The 19,780-nt window shown below is 58.3% G+C and carries 18 protein-coding genes; 6 read left to right on the forward strand and 12 right to left on the reverse strand.

Features of this window, described 5'->3' with window-relative positions; translation table 11 throughout:
- Nucleotides 1-2: 2 nt before the first annotated feature.
- Entirely contained in the window at nucleotides 3-1,202 is a 1,200-nt protein-coding gene (locus tag ACR1XU_RS15320) for a catalase family protein (protein WP_480909011.1), read from the forward strand.
- A gap of 207 nt (nucleotides 1,203-1,409) precedes the next feature.
- Here the strand turns inward: ACR1XU_RS15320 and ACR1XU_RS15325 are convergent, their stop codons facing one another.
- The 3 genes from ACR1XU_RS15325 to ACR1XU_RS15335 form a co-directional block, all read right to left on the reverse strand.
- A complete protein-coding gene (locus ACR1XU_RS15325) occupies nucleotides 1,410-2,300 on the reverse strand; it encodes a LysR substrate-binding domain-containing protein (RefSeq protein ID WP_480909012.1) in 891 nt (296 codons plus the stop codon).
- Nucleotides 2,301-2,456: 156 nt separating this feature from the next.
- Complete coding sequence (locus tag ACR1XU_RS15330) at nucleotides 2,457-3,389, reverse strand: M48 family metalloprotease (RefSeq protein ID WP_170806763.1); 933 nt, start codon at nucleotides 3,387-3,389, stop codon at nucleotides 2,457-2,459.
- A complete protein-coding gene (locus ACR1XU_RS15335; protein WP_480909013.1) occupies nucleotides 3,383-3,994 on the reverse strand; it encodes a hypothetical protein in 612 nt (203 codons plus the stop codon). The genes ACR1XU_RS15330 and ACR1XU_RS15335 overlap by 7 nt, the downstream gene beginning before the upstream one ends.
- Nucleotides 3,995-4,363: 369 nt before the next feature.
- Between ACR1XU_RS15335 and ACR1XU_RS15340 the strand changes: the two genes are divergently transcribed.
- The 4 genes from ACR1XU_RS15340 to ACR1XU_RS15355 all read left to right on the forward strand — a co-directional run bounded on the left by ACR1XU_RS15340 (nucleotide 4,364) and on the right by ACR1XU_RS15355 (nucleotide 9,496).
- Nucleotides 4,364-5,614 carry a sarcosine oxidase subunit beta family protein gene (locus ACR1XU_RS15340; protein ID WP_170611663.1) on the forward strand — a complete coding sequence of 417 codons (1,251 nt, stop codon included), beginning with the start codon at nucleotides 4,364-4,366 and terminating at the stop codon, nucleotides 5,612-5,614.
- Between the two features lie 72 nt (nucleotides 5,615-5,686).
- On the forward strand, nucleotides 5,687-5,974 hold the full coding sequence (locus ACR1XU_RS15345; RefSeq protein WP_480909014.1) for a sarcosine oxidase subunit delta: 288 nt from the start codon (nucleotides 5,687-5,689) through the stop codon (nucleotides 5,972-5,974).
- Nucleotides 5,971-8,931, forward strand: a complete 2,961-nt coding sequence (locus ACR1XU_RS15350; protein ID WP_480909015.1) for a sarcosine oxidase subunit alpha family protein — start codon at nucleotides 5,971-5,973, stop codon at nucleotides 8,929-8,931. Before ACR1XU_RS15345 ends, ACR1XU_RS15350 begins: the two co-directional genes overlap by 4 nt.
- Nucleotides 8,924-9,496, forward strand: coding sequence for a sarcosine oxidase subunit gamma (locus ACR1XU_RS15355; RefSeq protein ID WP_480909016.1), 573 nt, complete (start codon nucleotides 8,924-8,926; stop codon nucleotides 9,494-9,496). The genes ACR1XU_RS15350 and ACR1XU_RS15355 overlap by 8 nt, the downstream gene beginning before the upstream one ends.
- A gap of 122 nt (nucleotides 9,497-9,618) precedes the next feature.
- Here ACR1XU_RS15355 and ACR1XU_RS15360 read toward each other — a convergent pair whose 3' ends face one another.
- The 7 genes from ACR1XU_RS15360 to ACR1XU_RS15390 all read right to left on the reverse strand — a co-directional run bounded on the left by ACR1XU_RS15360 (nucleotide 9,619) and on the right by ACR1XU_RS15390 (nucleotide 17,274).
- Nucleotides 9,619-11,352 (reverse strand): thiamine pyrophosphate-binding protein, encoded by a 1,734-nt coding sequence (locus ACR1XU_RS15360; RefSeq protein ID WP_480915627.1) that lies wholly within the window; start codon nucleotides 11,350-11,352, stop codon nucleotides 9,619-9,621.
- Nucleotides 11,353-11,421: 69 nt separating this feature from the next.
- Nucleotides 11,422-12,546, reverse strand: coding sequence for an enolase C-terminal domain-like protein (locus ACR1XU_RS15365; protein ID WP_480909018.1), 1,125 nt, complete (start codon nucleotides 12,544-12,546; stop codon nucleotides 11,422-11,424).
- Nucleotides 12,547-12,577: 31 nt separating this feature from the next.
- Complete coding sequence (locus ACR1XU_RS15370; protein ID WP_480909019.1) at nucleotides 12,578-13,012, reverse strand: universal stress protein; 435 nt, start codon at nucleotides 13,010-13,012, stop codon at nucleotides 12,578-12,580.
- 59 nt (nucleotides 13,013-13,071) lie between these two features.
- Nucleotides 13,072-14,385 (reverse strand): TRAP transporter large permease, encoded by a 1,314-nt coding sequence (locus tag ACR1XU_RS15375; protein WP_480909020.1) that lies wholly within the window; start codon nucleotides 14,383-14,385, stop codon nucleotides 13,072-13,074.
- Nucleotides 14,386-14,390: 5 nt separating this feature from the next.
- Complete coding sequence (locus ACR1XU_RS15380; protein ID WP_480492186.1) at nucleotides 14,391-14,918, reverse strand: TRAP transporter small permease; 528 nt, start codon at nucleotides 14,916-14,918, stop codon at nucleotides 14,391-14,393.
- Nucleotides 14,919-14,980: 62 nt separating this feature from the next.
- Nucleotides 14,981-15,961: a TRAP transporter substrate-binding protein gene (locus ACR1XU_RS15385; RefSeq protein ID WP_170611680.1), complete on the reverse strand. Its 981-nt coding sequence runs from the start codon at nucleotides 15,959-15,961 to the stop codon at nucleotides 14,981-14,983.
- Nucleotides 15,962-16,023: 62 nt separating this feature from the next.
- Nucleotides 16,024-17,274 carry an NAD(P)/FAD-dependent oxidoreductase gene (locus ACR1XU_RS15390; protein ID WP_480909021.1) on the reverse strand — a complete coding sequence of 417 codons (1,251 nt, stop codon included), beginning with the start codon at nucleotides 17,272-17,274 and terminating at the stop codon, nucleotides 16,024-16,026.
- A 141-nt stretch (nucleotides 17,275-17,415) separates the two neighbouring features.
- On the opposite strand from ACR1XU_RS15390, the gene ACR1XU_RS15395 reads away from it, so the two are divergent.
- Nucleotides 17,416-18,117 carry a GntR family transcriptional regulator gene (locus ACR1XU_RS15395; RefSeq protein ID WP_480915628.1) on the forward strand — a complete coding sequence of 234 codons (702 nt, stop codon included), beginning with the start codon at nucleotides 17,416-17,418 and terminating at the stop codon, nucleotides 18,115-18,117.
- A gap of 52 nt (nucleotides 18,118-18,169) precedes the next feature.
- Here the strand turns inward: ACR1XU_RS15395 and ACR1XU_RS15400 are convergent, their stop codons facing one another.
- Both ACR1XU_RS15400 and ACR1XU_RS15405 read right to left on the reverse strand, forming a co-directional pair.
- Nucleotides 18,170-18,922 (reverse strand): aspartate/glutamate racemase family protein, encoded by a 753-nt coding sequence (locus ACR1XU_RS15400; RefSeq protein WP_480909031.1) that lies wholly within the window; start codon nucleotides 18,920-18,922, stop codon nucleotides 18,170-18,172.
- 85 nt (nucleotides 18,923-19,007) lie between these two features.
- Entirely contained in the window at nucleotides 19,008-19,778 is a 771-nt protein-coding gene (locus tag ACR1XU_RS15405; RefSeq protein WP_170611686.1) for an enoyl-CoA hydratase-related protein, read from the reverse strand.
- Nucleotides 19,779-19,780: the final 2 nt, after the last annotated feature.

A 19,780-nucleotide genomic window follows, 5' to 3' on the forward strand; every position in this document is an offset into this window, starting at 1 on the left:
TCATGCGCGCTATCCTTCTTTTCATCCGCCGTTTTCTGCATTCACTACTTCAGATCGGGCTGCACTTCGAACGCAGGTTGGAGCCATTTTTCCGCCCGCAGCTAAACCGCCTGGTGCGTGCACCTGCGGCGCGCTTTCTTCAGCGTCTCAAGAACCGCAAGCGTCCGAACCTTGGGCTTGGCCTGGCCGAGGAGAAGATATTCGACTGGGAAGAGGACGCGCTGCAGACAATCATCGACGAGATGCGCGAGCAGATGAACCTGCATTTTCAACCCGGTGCCTACGAACGCGGTGGCAATACCAAAACACACGGGCTGGTACGCGCAACCTTTACGGTGAATCCCGATTTGCCCGAACACCTGCGTAAAGGCGTATTTGCAACCGAACGAAGCTATCCGGCCTATATTCGCTTTGCCGGGCCCGGCCCGGATGTGCCTGAAGACATTCGGGATGTCGGGTTCGGGTCGATGTCAGTCAAGCTGATGGACGTGCCGGGGCCGAAGCTGATGGAGGAGGAGAAATTCACGCAGGACTGGCCCGCAGTCGTCACGCCGACATTCGTGACGCCGGACGTGCGCGAGAATGCCAAACTGCAATACTGGAGCACTATTGACGAGCCGATCTGGTATTTCCTGAACCCTAAGGATTCACACCTGATCGACTTCCTGATGCAGGGTCTGTGGAACGAGACCCAGTACAATCCGCTGGGCCAGCGCTACTTCAGTTGCGTGCCGTACCTTTTGGGCGAAGGGCAGGCAATGCTGTACTCTTACAAACCATTGACCGATGTGCCGATGACCATCCCCGGCGTTCCGTTCGGGCGCGTGCCGCCGAACTACTTACGGGACAACATGTCCCGCGCCCTGCGCGCAGGTCCAGCCGAATTTGAGATGCTGGTCCAGATCCAGACCGACCCGCACCTGATGCCGGTCGAGGATGCTTCGGTGCTGTGGCCCGAGGACAAATCGCCCTGGATACCCGTCGCGCGTATTCATATCCCGCAGCAGGAATTTGATACTCCGGCCCAGATGTCTTTTGCGCGGAACTTGCGGATCAATCCCTGGCATTCGCTGGCCGACCACCGCCCGCTAGGCAACCAAAGCCGGGCGCGGCGGCGAATGTATCAGGAACTGGCAGTCTTTCGTCAGCAAATGAACAAGGCCGCCCACATCGAACCGGACGGATCGGAGACGTTTGAATGAAGGTCGTCTGTTAGCGGCACTGTCGATGAGCGCCTTATCGAACAAGCTTTGGCCGGGTGTTTGCCTTGGAGACCAGGTTGGTTGAAACCCTGATGTCGGACGAGGCATGCGTTTTATTGTGTTTTTCAGGCGGTCCGAGCCTTGACCGCCTTCTGAAATGTCATCATTTCCGCAACCTGACCATGTCGCCGCCAATTGCAGCATGATCTAGGCTGAGTTTGCCTTCTGGCGGGCAAGGTCCAGGAAGATCTTTGCCACCGCCGACAAAGGCTCGTTTTTGGACCAGAACAGGATGGCCTGAAAGCTAAGCGGCGCCGAAAAGGGCAGGGCAATGCACCCGGGCATCGTTTTCAGGTAATCTCTGGACGATCCGACAATGGATACGCCCAGGCCGCGCGCGACCAGACGGCAGATCCCGTCCGTTGTCCGGGCTTCGTATTTCATTCGTCGCGTAACAGAATTGGCCTCAAAAAACCGATCCACTTCAAAGCGAAAGCGGGACAGTCCCATGTATGAGATAAAGCTTTCGTCCTGCAGATCGCGGGCTTTGATGGCTTCCTTGGCCGCAAGCGGATGACCTTTGGGCAGCACGCAACAAACATCGTCGTCATACAGCTTCAGGCTTTCAAAGGACGGGTTTGACGGCGGGCTTGTCTTGATGCCGAAATCATAGTTCTGCGACACCAGCCACTCGACAGTGTCGTCATTGGCTTCGAATTCCATGCGCGCCATCGCTTCGGGGCAGGTTTCCGAAAATTCCTTGATAAGATCGGGAGCCAATTGTGACGCAAATGACGGGGTCGTAACCAGGCTGAGGCGTGCGTGGCCGAAATGGCGGATCGCCGTCGCAGATTGCTTGATATGTTCCATGCCGCTGACGGCCTGGCGGACTTCGTTTACCAGTAGCCGCGCCTCTTCTGTCGGAACAAGCGCCCTACCAGAGCGCTGAAAAAGGCTAAATCCAACTTCGGATTCCAGATCCGAGACAAGCCGGCTGACCGCAGGCTGCGAAATCCCCAACACCTCGGCGGCTTCGGTCACAGTTCCGGTTGAAATCACTGTCCGGAACGCATCGATTTGTTTGAACGTTATTTTCATATCCTACGTGTGCCACCATCAGATCTGTTTTCGCAAGGATATTCAAAACGATAATATCGACGTGGCGATGATGCAGGTTCCGGGATCGAACATCGCCCGCGAAATACGAGTAACGCAAACGGGATTTGTGCTGTCTGGCAAGGTTTTGATCCGAACCTATTGGTGGGGGCAGGCCTGACGCAGATTGGACAGCGGATAGTCGTTGAACATCGCCGGAGCCATCCAGGTCAGAAAAGTGTCATCGTCAATCAGATCGGCAAATGCGGACGTCATGACGCCAAGCTGCCGGACAAAGCCCGCTTCACGATCGGGGTTGGCCTCGCCATGGGCGAAATCGCCCGGGTTCTCGATCAACCGGTTCGCCATCGACCGGATGCGTTCCGCTGAAACCGGATGGGTGTTTTCGCGCCTTCCACGGTCACTGGCCGGGTCGTGCCACCATGCGGCCTGATAGTACCAGAATATTCCCATGGGGTTTCCACCCAACCGTGCGAAATGATCCAGTGCGAAACTGTCGGCTTCGGCTTCCTGTTGACGGCTTTCTGCGCCTTCAACACCGGCCTGATGATCCAGCAGAACATGCCCCAGTTCATGAACCAGAATGAACTGAATTGCCGAAGAATAAATCTTGCCGCTCAGGTCATAGGTGTAGTTGTCGGCAAAGAGCCGGTCACGATCCAGACCAAAAGCGACAAGCGGGGCCGGCAGATCCTCGCCCGCCCGTAGAAGTCCTGCGAGGTAGGTCTGAATGTATTCCGTCGGGCAGTCCTGGGATTCAAACCAGGCGTGAAGCGTCGCGATATCATCGAAAAACCGTAACGAGGTCAATGGCATGTAGATTTCGCCATTTGCGGGTGACGCATAGAATGACATGGGCCCCGGTCCGCGTTCCGGGAAAAACAGCTGCACGTCACTGGCGCGGTCTCGAAACTGATCAGGCAGGCGTGGCACGATGTCCTGCCACATGACGGATTGAATCGTGGGAATTGCGCGGTCGCGAACGCGCTGAAGATCGGCGGGACTGTAGACGACTTCGGCCGCAAGACTGCCGGTCATAAGGACGTAGATGAGAATAACCAGCCTCAACATCCCGTGTGCCTGCCTTCAAATACCTCAAGCGCCGCATCGGAAGGGCGAACGCCTTCTGATGGATTTTGCGCCCAGCGTTCGAATTGCACCGGATTGCCCCAATCGTCCTGCCAGACCTGTTTCATCAACGCCAGCTTGATGCCGATCAGGTCGCTCTGCGCCGAAGGGCGAACGGTTGTCGAATCCGCAAGGCAGTTCAGGGTCCAGATCTGATGGCGGGCCTGCTGGCGCGCATAGGCGTCGATCTCGGACGCCGCGACTTGATGGGACTGCTGGCTCAGAGATCCTGTGAAACTGCTGGGGGCGCTGCCTGATGCTTCGGCAACTTGTTCTTCCGCAGCGCTCTGCGGTGCCGCGTCGGAATAGGAAATGGGATGCGAAAGACTGACCCACGCGTACAGTATCACCGCCAACAGCGCGAAAACCGGTGTGGACAGGGCCATTGACCCGGCAACACCCAGCGGGCCACTGTCAGTCACCGTAATTTTTTGAACGGTTTTCCAGAATCCGACAAGAACAACCAGAGCGACGACAATGACTATTGCGGTCAGCAGCAATCGTTCGGACATTCGGAAGGCAATTATGGGGTTTAAACCTTCAAACATGTCTAAATCCTTTGTCTTATTGTGAAATCATACCACAGCTCCCGCCCTTCTCAAAAACGCTCATGTTCCCCGGCTGCTGCGAACCGCGCCGAAACACAGGTCGAACATCAGCGAACGCAGTTTCTGGCGCTAAGATCTGCAGATCGGAATGGAACCAAGCATCTTGACGACGCATGTGCGATTGCCCGCTTCTTGTGTTCGAGCACTCGATTTAGAATACTCGGGAGGTCAAGTCTCCTAACCGACTTCTCTGAATTTTGACCCGAAAACGAAAAACAATGTCGCGGAATGACATGTGTTGGTCTTAGATTCGATGAGTATGGCCAAGCGGAACGCCAGACGGCGTTCCAAACGAGAACGAGGCAAAGCATGCGATATTCCGGCTTTCGGGTCATCAAAGAGGCTCTAACCGGGCACAAGGGCTGGGAACCGGCGTGGCGCGACCCTGAACCTCAGGGCCAATACGATATTGTTGTCGTAGGCGGCGGCGGCCACGGTCTGGCCACAGCCTACTATCTGGCTAAAGAGTTCGGCGAGGCGCGGATTGCGGTTCTGGAGAAAGGCTGGATCGGCGGTGGAAATGTCGGGCGGAACACGACGATCATTCGTTCGAACTACCTGCTGGACGGTAACGAGCCGTTCTACGAGTTTTCCCTGAAGCTTTGGGAAGGGCTGGAGCAGGATTTCAATTTCAACGCCATGGTCAGCCAGCGCGGCATTCTTAATCTTGTGCATACGGATGCGCAGCGCGATGCGGCACGGCGCCGGGGCAATGCGATGATCCTGAACGGCTCGGACGCTGAACTGCTGGATACAGCGGGTGTCAGGGCGATGTATCCATTTCTGAACTTCGACAACGGCCGCTTTCCGATCAAGGGCGGCCTTCTGCACCGGCGCGGCGGCACGGTGCGCCACGACGCGGTGGCCTGGGGCTATGCGCGTGGCGCGGATCAGCGTGGCGTGGACATCATCCAGAACTGCGAGGTCACTGGCTTTCGCATCGAGAACGGCAAGGTTCTGGGGGTCGAGACCTCGCGTGGGTTCATCGGGGCCAAGAAAGTTGGCGTGGCTGTGGCCGGGTCTTCAGGCCGCGTGATGGAAAAGGCGGGGATGCGCCTGCCAATCGAAAGCCATGTGTTGCAGGCGTTTGTGTCCGAAGGGCTGAAGCCGGTGATTGACGGTGTGATCACCTTTGGCGCGGGCCACTTCTATTGCAGCCAGTCCGACAAAGGTGGACTGGTCTTTGGTGGCGATATCGACATGTACAACACTTATGCCCAGCGGGGGAACCTGCCGGTGATCGAGGATGTTGTGGAAAGCGGCGTGGCGCTGATACCGGCGCTAGGCCGGGTGCGTCTGCTGCGCGCCTGGGGCGGCGTTATGGACATGTCGATGGATGGGTCTCCGTTCATCGACCGGACACATATTGATGGGCTCTATTTCAACGGCGGCTGGTGTTACGGCGGGTTCAAGGCGACCCCGGCCTCGGGCTGGTGCTTTGCGCATCTGCTGTCCACAGACCGGCCGCATGATGTCGCGACCGCCTATCGCCTGGACCGGTTCCGCACCGGCCACATGATCGATGAGAAGGGGGTGGGCGCGCAGCCCAACCTGCACTGAAGAAGACATGAGCATTTTCTGCAAAACCGGTAACCGGTTCCGCGGTTCGAAAATGCGACAGGAGCCAATGCCTTGATTATCAACCATCCGCTTCTTGGGCCCCGCGATGCGCAGGAGTTTGTCTATCTCGGCGACGCTGCCCTGATCGACCGCCCCGACTGGCAGGCCGAAAATGTTGCTGACGCCTTTCACGACTATCTCTATCTGCGCGACAACCCGGCCGGAGAGCATCGTGAGTTGTGGTATCACGAGCAAGGCGACCGGTCCTGGTTGGTGGTGACGCGCAACACCTTGACGCATGAGATCACATCCGTCGAACTGGCCCGTGATGTGGCCCGGGCAAGGGGGCGCAGCAAATGAGTGTACAGACCAACCGGTTGAATGGTGGGCTTGTCGATCAGACCCAACCCCTGAGCTTCAGCTTTGACGGTAAAAGATATCAGGGTCACCCTGGCGACACACTGGCCTCGGCCCTGCTGGCCAATGGCGTGCGGCTGATGGGTCGGTCGTTCAAGTATCACCGTCCACGCGGGCCGCTGACGTCCGGATCCGAAGAGCCCAACGCGCTGGTCGAACTCCGCTCGGGCGCGCGGCAGGAGCCCAACACCCGCGCCACCGTGGCCGAGCTTTTTGACGGGCTCGAGGCAAAATCGCAAAACCGCTGGCCGTCGCTGAAGCGGGATGTGTTGTCGGTCAATGACATGTTCAGCAACTTCCTGACCGCAGGCTTTTATTACAAGACATTCATGTGGCCGAAGGCGTTCTGGGAAAAGCTCTATGAACCGGCGATCCGGCGCGCGGCCGGTTTGGGCAGCGTGTCCGGACAGGACGACCCTGATGTATACGACAAGGGCTTTCTGCATTGCGATCTGCTGGTGATCGGGGCCGGTCCGGCGGGCCTGATGGCCGCGCTGACAGCTGGCCGAGCAGGTGCTCGGGTCATTCTGGCGGACGAGGATTTTGTTCTGGGCGGGCGCCTTAACGCCGAAAGTTACGAGGTCGGCGGAATGGCCGGATCGGACTGGGCAGCGCAGGCCGTGGCAGAACTGTCGGCGATGGACAATGTACGCCTGCTGTCGCGCACCACCGTGATCGGGGCTTTCGATCATGGCACCTATGGCGCTGTCGAGCGGGTGGCCGATCACGTACTGACGCCCGGTGTCGGGCAGCCCCGGCAGATCATGTGGCGGATTTATTCGAAACGGGCGCTGTTATGTGCCGGCGCAACCGAGCGGCCCATCGCATTTGCCAACAATGATCGCCCCGGCGTGATGCTGGCCGGGGCAACCCGGGCCTATGCCAATCGCTGGGCAGTGACACCGCACGAACACATGGCGGTGTTTACCAACAACGATGACGGTCATCGCACGGCTGCCGACCTGATATCCAAAGGTGTACATGTCACCGCCGTGATCGACACGCGGGCCGACGCACCCGCCATCGAAGGGACGGAACTGTTCGCCGGTGCGCAGGTGATCAACAGCAAGGGCAGACTGGGTCTGGGGTCGGTGACGGTCCGTACGGCGAAGGGGTTCACCCGCGATATCATATGCGGTGGTCTGGCTGTTTCAGGCGGTTGGAACCCCAATGTGCACCTGACCTGTCATCAGCGCGGGCGTCCGCAATGGAACGAGGGTCTTGCAGCGTTTGTTCCGGGTGACGTGTTACCGGTCGGAATGACGGTCGCCGGGGCCGCGGCTGGCTTGATGTCGACCCACGGCGCGCTGAAATCCGGCGCAGAAGGGGCGGCGGCAGCACTGTCGGGCCTCGGGATTGCGGCGCAGGTCGGGGATATACCGCAGGCCGAGGACGCACCGGTGAACCTGCAACCCTTCTGGTATGTGAAAGAGGGCAAGGGCCGCGCCTGGATCGACCAGCAGAACGATGTGACCGTCAAGGACGTCAAACTGGCGCATCAGGAGAACTATGTCTCGGTCGAACATCTGAAACGCTATACCACGTTGGGTATGGCTACCGATCAGGGCAAGACGTCGAATATGGGTGGCCTGGCGGTAATGGCCGAGATGACAGGAAAGTCGATCCCGGAGACCGGCACCACCATTTTCCGCCCGCCCTATACGCCGGTTGCGATGGGTGCTCTGGCTGGCCGGTCGGTCGGCAAACATTTCCATCCGACCCGAGAGACGCCCAGCCACAAATGGGCAACGGAACAAGGCGCGGTGTTCACCGAAGTCGGCGATTGGCTGCGGGCACAATGGTTCCCGCAAAAGGGTGAGATGCACTGGCGGCAATCGGTGGACCGTGAGGTTCTGCAGACCCGCAAATCGGTTGGTGTCTGCGATGTTACCACGCTGGGCAAGATCGACGTGCAGGGAACGGACGCGGCGGAGTTCCTGAACAGGATCTATGCCAACGGGTTCGCGAAACTGCCGGTTGGCAAGGTGCGCTATGGTCTGATGCTGCGTGAAGACGGCATCGCCTATGACGACGGCACCGCTGCGCGACTGGCCGACGACCACTTTGTGGTCACGACAACCACCGCCAACGCCGTTCTGGTTTACCGCCAGATGGAGTTTGCGCGGCAATGTCTGTGGCCCGATCTGGACGTGCAGTTGATCTCGACCACCGAGGCCTGGGCCCAGTATGCCGTGGCCGGGCCGAATTCCCGCAAGTTGCTGGAAAAGATTGTCGATCCGGGTTTCGATCTATCGAACGAAGCGTTCCCGTTCATGGCCTGTGCCGAGATCACCGTTTGCGGCGGTTGCCGGGCGCGTTTGTTCCGTATCTCTTTCAGCGGCGAGCTGGCCTATGAAATCGCCGTGCCCACACGCTATGGCGATGCGATGATCCGCGCGCTGATGGAGGCGGGAGAGGAATTCGGTGTGGTACCCTATGGCACAGAAGCCTTGGGCGTCATGCGGATCGAAAAGGGGCATGCCACCGGCAATGAGCTGAACGGCACTACCACGGCGCTGAACCTTGGTATGGGCCGGATGGTCAGTAAAAAGAAGGACTGCATCGGCAACACCCTGAGCGAGCGCGCTGGGCTGAACGAGGAAGACGCTCTGCGTCTGGTGGGCTTCAAACCGGTGGATGCCGGCGACCCCGTGGTCGCAGGGGGCCATTTGATGACCAGTGATGGTCCGGTCGATGCGGCCCACGACCAGGGCTATGTCACTTCGGCCGCCTATTCACCGGTCCTGCACAGTTCGATCGGCATCGGGTTCCTGAAAAACGGTGCAGATCGGATGGGCGAGGTTCTGCGTCTGGTCAACCCCCTGGAGGGCAGCGAAGTGAAGGTCGAGGTGGTCAGCGCCCATTTTGTCGATCCCGATGGAGGACGTCAGCGTGCATAAACTGAAACCGCTCACACCGCTTGGAGGTGCCGAGCCCCGATCAGACGGCTTTCCCGGCTTGACGATCACGGAAAACACCTCGCGGGCGCTGGCGTCACTGACCGCACGTCAAGGGCATGAGGCAGCGTGTGTCACCAAGGCAAATGAGTTGATAGGTGCGGCTCTGCCTGCGCCCGGCCAATCGGTGGCGATATCGGCCTTTTCGGCATTCTGGATTGGTCCGGACAGTTGGATGATCGACGCCGATCACGCAAGCCACGAGATGCTGGAAGTTGAGGTCAAGGCCGCTGTCGGAAACACTGCTTCGGTTGTCGAACAAACCGACGGCTGGTGCCGGTTTGACATTACCGGCCCGGCCGCCTGCGATCTGTTTGAACGGCTTTGCAATGTTGATATCCGAACCATGCAATCCGGTGCCGCAACCCGATGCTCGATCCACCACATCGGTTGCTACCTGTGGTGCCACGAGACCGGAACGTCCTTCTCCGCCCTTGGCCCTCGGTCCTCGGCCAAGTCACTTCACCATGCCATTACTGAAATAGCTGAGGCCGTGTGCCGGGGCTGAGGCGATTTCGTTGTCCGTGTTGGCGCATATCAGCACGCGCCAACCTAATACCTTTCTTACTGTCTTCGGTGGAATAAGACAGGTTTTAGCACGGCCCCCGGCCCATGGGGCCGCGGCTTGAGTCAGTAGAAGTGCGGCAGGTTTTTGGCCCGCGCGGCGCGCACCCAGTTCGGGACGAACGGGACGATCTTGTCCTGCGACGGAACCATGATTTCGATGAAGTTCGCTCCGGGGTTGGCGATCGCCTCAGACAGAACAGCCTCTATTTCTGACTCACTTGTGATTTTCGCGGTACGGAAACCAAACCCCTCGGCAACCTTGCAGTAATCCACACGGCCGAAGTCGGTGGACCACGGTTCATCTATTTCGTCCAGCAGGATAGCTTCGCCCCGGATCCAGCCGAATGTGTCGTTTCGGGTCAGGATAATCGTGACGTTTTTGCCGGAACGCTTGATCGACTCCATGTCGCCAATGACAAATCCGAACGACCCGTCACCGGTAAAGGAAATCACCGGGCCGTCATTGGCATAGGACGCCCCCAGACAGGCAGGCACCGAATATCCCAGCGCACCCATGGAGTAGTTGGTGATGTAACGCCGGCCCGGCTTTTTGAACGTCAGAAGGGCAGACGGGTAGATCGCGCTGACGCCCGGCTCCGACGTGATCACGGCGTCGTCCGGCATTATTTTGTCCAGCGCTTGGCTGAGCTTGACCGGCGAGATCGTCCCTTCGGGCATCGGGATGTTCGAGTTGAAGACATTGTCGAGCGCGGTTTTCTTCATCGGGTTCAGATCGATCCTGTCGCGCTTCAGGTTCGGATGCTCGGCCCTGATGATCTCGACCATGTATTCAATGCTGGCCCGCGCGTCGCCGACCATGCCCACTTTGACGGGAAAGTTGTTGCCGACATGCGCCTCGGCAATATCCAGATGCAGAAAGGTCTTGGATTTCGGGTCCCCGTACAGCTTCCAGTGGTCGGTCGCAGCGCTGTCGGTGTTTGATCCGACAAAGAAGATCGTGTCAGCTTCAAACACGTACTGGTTGGAATACTCCATTCCGCCGCGCCCCCCGATGACGCGCAGCGCCAGTGGGTGATCTTCTGGAATAGTGCCTTTGCCGGGCGTTGTTGTGCCGACGGGGATTTGCAGAAGTTCCGCCAGTTCCTGAATTGCGTCGGAGGCCTTTGAGATCAGCCCGCCCTGACCGCAGACAATGGCCGGTTTTTTGGCAGCCAGAAGAATCTCGATTGCAGCGCGGATTTTGCTGTGGTCGGCAACTGGGCGGTGCGCCGGGTATTGGCTGTATTCCGCCTCGGCATAGAGATCGTCAACCTCCGCCTCTTCTCCGAAGATGTTGATCGGCACTCGGATATGCACCGGTGCAGGGCGACCGGAGGTTGCGACACGAAAGGCCCGGCGCAGCAGGAACGGGATTTCCCTTGCGTTCGTCAGCACAAAGCTTTCCTTGCAGATACTGTCGTAGAGTTTGGTCTGATCGACCCCGGTCAGACCGTGTTTTTTGTCCTGATTGATCGGAATGTCCGAACTGAAAAAGATCACCGGAACCGAGCTGAGGAATGCTTCGGTGATGCCGGGCGAACAATGAGTGACGCCGGGGCTGGGGGCCTCGAGAACGCATGGGCGCCCGGTGATCTTCGCATAGGCCTCGGCGGCGTAGGATGCGGTGCGTTCATCGCGGGTCAGGACGAACTCGATATTGCTGTTTTCACGCCATTCCTTGTACCAGCCGATGGTGGTTTCCCCCGGCAGGCCGAAAACATGGCGGACGCCGTGCAATTCGAGCATCTTCAGGATGATCTGGGCGCCGTTCATGCGCTTTGTGTCTTGGTGTTCCATGGGTAGGTTCCCTTTCCCGATCAACCACCGCACACAGTGCTGTATGCAGCCGATCCGAAGTTTTTGAGATTACGTCAAAGGTTCTGCGACAGCGTATTTTGTCAGCATGTCAGGATTGACCTGAACGCCCAGGCCCGGCCCTGTCGGAACGTGTACCCGCCCGCTTTTGACGGGGAAGGGTTCGGTCAGAATGTCTTCGGCGGCGTAGTAGGTCGCCATGTAGAATTCGCATTGCAGGACCAGGTCCGGTACGGCGGCCATCAGATGGGCACCGGCGGCATGGGCCAGTCCCGTTTCGAACATGCAGCCGCCATAGATCTCGATTCCGGCAGCACGGGCGATTGCCGCCACCTCCAGCGCTCGCCGAATACCACCGGATTTCATGATCTTGAGCGAGAAAATGTCCGCGATCCGGATCTGCGCCCCATAAAGCGCGCCTTTGGGGTCAAACACGCTTTCGTCCGCCATGATCGGGGTATCGATTACATGCGCAATGTGGGCCAGGGCTTCACGTTCGTGCATCTTGACGGGCTGTTCGACAAATGTTGGGCGAAACGCCTCGAGATCCCGGATGCAGCGCACGGCGTCATAGGCCGGAAGACCCTGATTGTAGTCAATGCGGATGTCCGCCTCGTCGCCATAGATATCACGCAGTTTTTCACAGCGCATAAGGTCGAACCGATGGTCGGCAAAACCGGTCTTGAACTTGAAGATGCGCACGCCGTCTTCCCACATCGCGGCGATGTCATCGAGGTCCGCGTCGAAATCTGGGTTGGCGACCGAAAAGCTCATCCCCATGCTGTCACGCATTTTACCGCCGACCAGTTCGCAGACCGAAAGGCCGGTGATCTGGCCGGTGATGTCCAGCAGCGCCATTTCCAGCGCGGCCTTGGCCTCGGGGTGGCCGATCAGCACCTTCTCCGCCATGTTCATGTGCTTTTCGACCTGGACCGGGTCCTGACCGATCAGATGCGGACGCAGGTGCACGTGCAGGGCGGCGGCGTTCGCCTCGGCGGTTCCGGTAAAGACAGGCCAGGGTGAGGCTTCGCCCCAGCCTGTAAGGCCGGTATCCGTTACCATTTCCAATATCGCAACGTTAATACCAGCTACGTCGCCGCTGCCATGCGAATGGACAGCTTTGGCGGGGATCGAAATGCGATGAACGCGCAGAGTTTCGATTTTATGGTCGCTCACGTATGTCTCCGAAAGTGAGAGTTGATGGTGGTCAGTTCGGCCGCACGACCAGCACGCTGCAACGGGCGTATCGCGACACCCGGGCAGCGTTTGGTCCGATCAGTAAATCCCGGACCGATGGTTTGCTGGCACCGATCACGACGAAACTTGCTGACTGATCGTCGGCGTAATTGATCAATTGCTCGTAAACGACACCGCGCAGCACCCTGGTTTTGTGTGCGACGCCGTGCCAATTGAAGTCGGCGCAGTACGCGGCCAAATCATTCTCTGCCTCGATCAGTACCTGCTGGTGCATTTCTGCCGGGATGTAACCCTGAACATAGCTGAGCTCCTGATCCGGTATGACAAAGATCACCTCGACCGTGCTGTCATGGGATCGGGCCAGCGAAATCGCTTCGTGAACGACGTGGGCGTCGCTGTCTTTGTGCACAAGGTCAACGGCTGCGAGTATTTTGGATCGGGTCATGACGTGGGTCCCCCCCCTGCTGTGACAGGCGAATATCAAGTGTGGAAGGGGCTGGCCGGTTACCGGCCAGCCGAGTTCCGCATATTGTCAGGCAGCCAGGTGGCCAGTTCCGGGAAAGCGATCATCACGAAGACCATCACCACCATGATCAGGAACAGCGGCAGGGCGGTCTTGGCGATATATCCCATCTCGTGCCGGGTGATCCCCTGCATGACAAACAGGTTGAAACCGATCGGGGGTGTAATCTGCGCCATTTCCACAACCACCACGATGAAGATTCCGAACCAGATAAGATCTATGCCCGCGCCCTCGACCATCGGCTGCACAATCGCCATGGTCAGAACGACCGACGAGATGCCGTCAAGAAACATGCCGAGAATGATATAGAACAGCATCAGCGCCAGCAGCAGAGAGAAGCGCGACAGTTGCAACCCTTCGATATATTCCGCCAGCGCGCGCGGCAGTCCGGTAAAGCCCATCGCCAGTGTCAGGGCAATGGCACCCATGAGGATAAAGGCGATCATGGCCGAGGTTCGGGTGGCACCCAATAGGCTTTCTATGAAGGCCTCCTTCGTCAGCGATCCCTGCATGGCCGCCAGAATGAACGATCCGATAACCCCAATGGCGGCAGCCTCTGTTGCCGTGGCAAAGCCGCCATACATCGAGCCGATGACAACCAGGATCAGCATGATGATCGGGATGAGAAACCGGCTTTCGTTCAGTTTCTGCCCAAAGGTCATACGGTCGGAGATTTCCGGTACTTCATCACGGCGCAGAAAGGACCAGCCAGCGACATAGGCCATGAACATGCTGGCCAGCACGATACCGGGCAGGATGCCTGCCATGAACAGTTTCGAAATCGATTGCTCGACAGCGACACCGTACACAATCAGGGTCAGAGATGGCGGAATCATCAGGCCCAGCGTCGCCGCGCCGGTCAGGGTCCCGATGATCATATATTCAGGGTATTCCCGTTTTCGCAGTTCCGGGATCGACATTTTGCCGACGGTGGTGAGCGTGGCCGCTGAAGAACCGGACACGGCAGCAAATATGGTGCAGCCGACGATATTCACGTGGACCAGGCCACCGGGTAAACGTTGCATCCACGGGCTCAGACCCCGAAACATGTCCTGCGATAATCGACTTCGGAACAGGATTTCGCCCATCCAGATGAACAGCGGCAGCGCCGTCAGTGTCCAGCTTGAGGATCCGGTCCAGATACGGGTAAGCATCGCGTCGCCAGCCGGGCGTGATGTGAACATCTCAAGTCCAAGGTAAGCCACGCCAAACAGCGCGAGGGCGACCCAGACGCCTGTGCCCAAAAGCACAAACAGCGCGAACAGAAAGATGGAGACGAGGTAGAATTGTTCCACTGGGCTTACTCCGCGTGCACATCGACCCCGGCGGATCGAATGTTGTCCTTACCCGTGAAAAGGGTACTGATCAGGTTGTCGAAGGCGCAGATTGCCAGCAGGACCGTGCCGATGACCATCGACATCTGCGGGATCCAGATGGGCCACGCGTCCTGCCCCTGGCTGATGTCGTTGAAGCGATAGCTTTCATAGGTCAGTTTGATGGCGTAGCGCGCGAACAGATATGTCAGGTAACTGGCAACTGCCCAACACCAGATTTCCCCAAATCGCCGGAACCGTCCAAGCGCGTTCAGAAGCAGGTTCACCCGAATATGGCTGCCGCTGTTCAGCGCATAGGGCAGCGCCAGAAACGACGCGGCGGCCATGCAATAGCCGGTGAAATCTGGTCCACCCACGACAACCTCGCCGACCCATCGAGAGATCATCTGCATCGAGACGAAACACAGGATCAGGATCAGAAAGACAGCGGCGATATATCCGGCCCAGCGGTACAGAGCATCCAGAACAACGCGCAACAGATTGAACAGCGCCACGGCAATTCTCCTCTTCTGCGCCCCGACGCCGGACCGGCATCGGGGCTTGTTTCAGTCAAGGATTATTGGGCAGCCTTGAAGGCATCGACGATTTGCTGACCTTGTTCGCCGGCAGCTTCCAGCCATTCGGCGGTCATGGTCTCGCCGATGGCACGCAGTTCAGCGGCCAGTTCATCGCTTGCGGGGCCGGTGGTCATGCCGTTCTTGCCCAGCTCGTTCACGGTGAACTCGGTGTACTGGATCGAACGCCAGTCGCCTGCATATTCCGCGGCAAGGGCGCAGCCGTTCACAACGTTCTTGGTCGCGTCATCCAGGCCGTTCCAGGCATCCATGTTCACCAGAACATAGTTGCGCGGCATCCAGGCATCCACGCCGTAGTAATGCGACAGGCTTTCCCAGACTTTGCGGTCGTAACCGGTGGACCCGGACGAGACCATGCCCTGTGCCACACCCGTCGCAAATGCCTGGCTGATTTCTGCGGCTTCGATCTGCACCGGCAGCATCCCGGCAAGCTCGGCCATGCGGGCCGAGGCAGAGTTATAGGCGCGGAACTTCAGACCTTCGGCATCGGCCAGTTTGTTGACCTCGCGGTCGAAATACAGACCCTGACCCGGCCACGGCACCGAATACAGCAGATGAAGGTTCTGTTCCGCCAGCAGTTCGGACAGCGGGCCCTTGGCCACATCCCACAGCTTTTCGGAATCCTCGAACGAGGTCGCAAGGAATGGAACAGAGTCAAAGCCGAACAGCGCGTTTTCGTTCTGGTGACCGGACAACAGACGCTCACCGATGTTGACCTGCCCTGTCTGGATTGCGCGTTTTATTTCCGCGCCCGCATAGAGCGAACCGCCCGGGTGGGTTTGAATGGTCAATTCACCCGCCGTTCCCGTGGTCACGCATTCAGCAAACATCGCGCCGGTGGCCGAGTGGAAGTTGGTGGCCGAATAGGCCATCGGCATATCCCAGGTTTCAGCATTGGCCGATACCGCTGATACGGTGGCTACCGCGACACCAGCGGCAATTTTGGTGATTGTATTTGGCATTTCAAACTCCCTTGTTGCCTATTTTCGGCCCCTGATTTTCCGGGGCGTTTATGGTCGTTTCTTCAGAACCGCTGCGGATCGTAGACGGTCAGATCAATATTGCTGCGCTCTCCGGTCACCAGCCCGGCCAGAATGCGTCCGGTTTTGGGCCCGGCGGTCAGGCCAACATGATGATGCCCGAACCCGGCCAGAACTCCGCTATGGCCAATCTCTCCGATCAACGGCAGGCTGTCGGTCGGGGCAGGGCGATGGCCCAGCCAGCTGTTCATGTTTTCGAACCTGAGGTGCGGAAAGCTTTCCTCGACCTTGCGCCTGAGCAAATCAAGCGGCGCTTTTGAAGGCCCGGCTTTCAGCCCGCCAAATTCGACGACACCGGCACAGCGTAGCCCATTTGCCATCGGGGTGGCGACAAATTTGCCGGTGGTGATCATCAACGGGGTTGATGGCCCGTTTTCCGCCCCCGCGAATTCAATGTGGTAACCACGCTCGGTTTCGAGTGGCACGGACAGTCCAAGCTTTTTCGCCAACGGTCCGGACCAGACACCTGTCGCCAGAACAATATTGGAGCAGGGCAGTGTGCCGCTGTCGGTGATAACGGCCGTTGCCTTACCGTCAGTGAACTCGAAATCTGTAACCTCGGCCTGACGGATCGAAGCCCCCAGTTTTTCGGCTTCGGTTGCCAGCGCGGCCACGTATGATCCGGGGCTGCGTGAAAATCCGTGATCGTGCATCACGGCCAGAAGTTTCAGATTTCCCGTCAGGTTCGGCTCGAACTCGCGAACGGCGTCCCCTTCCAAAACCTCGGGTTCAAAGCCTGCGGTTTGACGCAGCATCCACGTGTAGCTGTCCGCTTCGAAGGTGGCGCGGTCGGGATAGGCGAAACTGTAGTCCGAGGTTTGGACCCATTGCGCGGCATCTGTTCCCTTGGTTAGGGCAAAGTGCTGCTCGACCGAGTCCGAGGTCAGCGGAGCCAGCCCGGCAGCAATTCTACGGGTGTCCTTGTCGTTGGCATGTGACAGGTATTTTGTCAGCCATGGCACAAGCCGTGGCAAATAGGACCAGCGCAGAAACAGCGGGAAGTTCGGGTCCAAGGCCATTCGGGGACCTTTGAGAACCAGTCCCGGCGCCGTGACAGGGGCGACTGAGCATGCCGCCAGCACCCCGGCATTGCCATATGACGTCGCCCTGTCATCCCCTGGCGGGTTGCGATCCACGATGGTGACGTCGACGCCCTTGCGGCGCAACCAGATAGCGGTCGAGACACCGACGATCCCGGCGCCAATTACGACGACTTGTTGAGCCTCAGACGTCATATCATCCCATTGCGGCGAGAATCATCGCCCCTTGCATCGTATTCCAGCCTGTATACAGTACTGTCGCAATCTGTGAAGACAAATGTTTCTTTTCCCGTGCGCTTTGATAGAACAGGAAAAATCCGAACTGTTGGGTATGAGATGTCCAAATCCGAAGGAAGCGTAGAACGCGCCTACGAGGCGTTACGCAAGAAGGCGATCAGTTTCGAGTTCATGCCCGGTGAGCGCCTGAACGAGACCGCGTTGACAAAAACCCTTGATGTCAGCCGCACCCCGCTGCGCGAGGCATTGAACCGGCTTGCCGCCGAAGGGTTCCTGACTTTCGAGCTTGGCAAAGGGTTTTTTTGCCGCCCACTCAGCCCCGACAAGATTCTGGAACTTTACCAGCTGCGATGCGCGCTTGAGACCGAGGCGCTGATCCGTGCCATTGAAGGAGCGGATGACAACGCAATAGCCGAGGTTGTCGCCTATCTGGACGAGGCCGAGAAATCCTATTCTGTTTGCAGCGATCTGAATGTTCTTTTGCGCATGGACGAAGAGTTTCATGTCAAGCTTGCGACTCTGTCGGGCAATAGTGAACTGGTTCGGCTGTTGTGCAACGTGAACGAACGCATCCGGTATGTAAGGATGATAAACTTGCGGCTGCTGCGTGATCGTCGGGATACGCCTGACTATGATCACTCTTCCTTGTCACAGCATCGCATCATCCTGAATGCGGTGAAGGCACGGGACAAAGACGCCGCGATCGCAGCTTTACGGCGTCACATTGAACGCCGCAGTGAACAGACGGTCGAATTGGTGCGCGTGGCGTTTTCGCAACTCTACGTTCCGGGGAACTTGTAGACCCACAGTCCTGCCCAACTGTATCATGCAGCGGGGTCAGGATGTGCGATGTTTACCTCGCCAACCCAAGCAGTGGATCATCCAGTTCAGGGGAAAACCGATCCGGTACAAGCGATTCATGAAACCATTTCAGGTAAGTGTAGATCGAGAACACTGGCAGCCCAGTCAGTTTGCGGACATCCGCCGCGTAAGGCGTCATATTGGTGCATTCCAGCAAGATTGCACCGACATCCGGATGTTCTGTCACCAGTTGCCGCGCCGCATCAAGCATATCCAGTCGGCAGGCCGCAAAATCGATTTTGGGGGCATTTCCCAGGATATCACGGGTAAACGCCCGACCACCCTCGGTGCCCACGACCGGAGTATCAGCCGGCACATTCGCGGCAGCCAGATGGGCCGGCGTCAGCGTTTCTTTCGAGATCGTCAGAATGCCCACGCGTTTTTCGGGGGGAAGCGTTGCCTGAATCATGGGGGCCTGCATCAGAGAGGATGTGGCAACAGGAACCCGTACCGCCTCGGCCAGCCTGTCCTGAACAATCGAAAGAAAACCGCAATTTGTCGTGATACCGTCGCATCCTGAGGCAACCAGGTCTTTTGCGGCTTCGATGAAAAGGTCAACCAGTTCCCGTGCATCATTGCGCACCACCAACTCGGGCGTGGCGCTGCGCACGACGCGGTACTGTACCGGGAAAGGCCAGGTCAGCGCATTTCCGATGTCGCCGGGAATGCGCGGAAACTGCGTTTCAAGCATAAGAATGCCAAGGTTGGCTCCGTATACCGTTTTTCCACCGTAACAGGTCTGCATGGCGTGGCCCCACTGGATGCAATTGTACGCATAGCTGTATACAATTTTGGGAAAGTCAATCCCGATCTTTCCCGTTCGATGGAATTCAGGCGGAATGGAACCGGGGTTCTCTCTTTTCCAGAAACGCATTCATGCCTTCCTGTTGCGCCGGCAATCCATAAAGGGCGTGGTACATCTGCCGCTCGTAGCGAAGACCGGAGTCCAGCGTGCTATGTTCGGCCATGTTTACACAGGCACGAGCCATTTCTGCGATGTCAGGTGCATAGCCCGAAATGGTTCGTCCTACATCCTGTGCGGTTTGTTCAAGTTCTTCGGACGGTACTACGCGGCTGATCAGACCCATCTGAAGCGCCTCCTGCGCATCCACCAGGCGACCGGTCAGGATCATGTCCATCGCCCGGGCACGTCCAACCAGCCGGGTAAGGCGCTGCGTGCCGCCGATACCGGGAATACAGCCGATCTTGATTTCAGGCTGGCCAAACTTTGCGGTGTCCGACGCCAGGATGACGTCGCACATCAGGGCAATCTCGCACCCGCCGCCCAACGCGTAGCCGCCAACAGCTGCAATCTTTGGCAGTTTCAGTGCGGCGAACCGGTCCCAGCCGCCAAAGAAGTCACTGGCCCGCATACTGGCATAGGTCTGAACCGCCAACTCGCTGATGTCAGCTCCGGCCGCAAAGGCGCGCTCGTTTCCGGTCAGGATCAGGCAGCCGATTGCCGGATCGGCCTCAAAGTTGGTTGCCGCGTCCAGCACCTCATGCATGACCTGCGAATTCAGGGCGTTCAGCCGATCCGGCCGGTTGAAGCGGATTGTGGCGACACGCCCGTGAGTTTCCGTCTGAATTGTCCCATACATGA

Source organism: Ruegeria sp. D1(2025), from assembly GCF_056536425.1.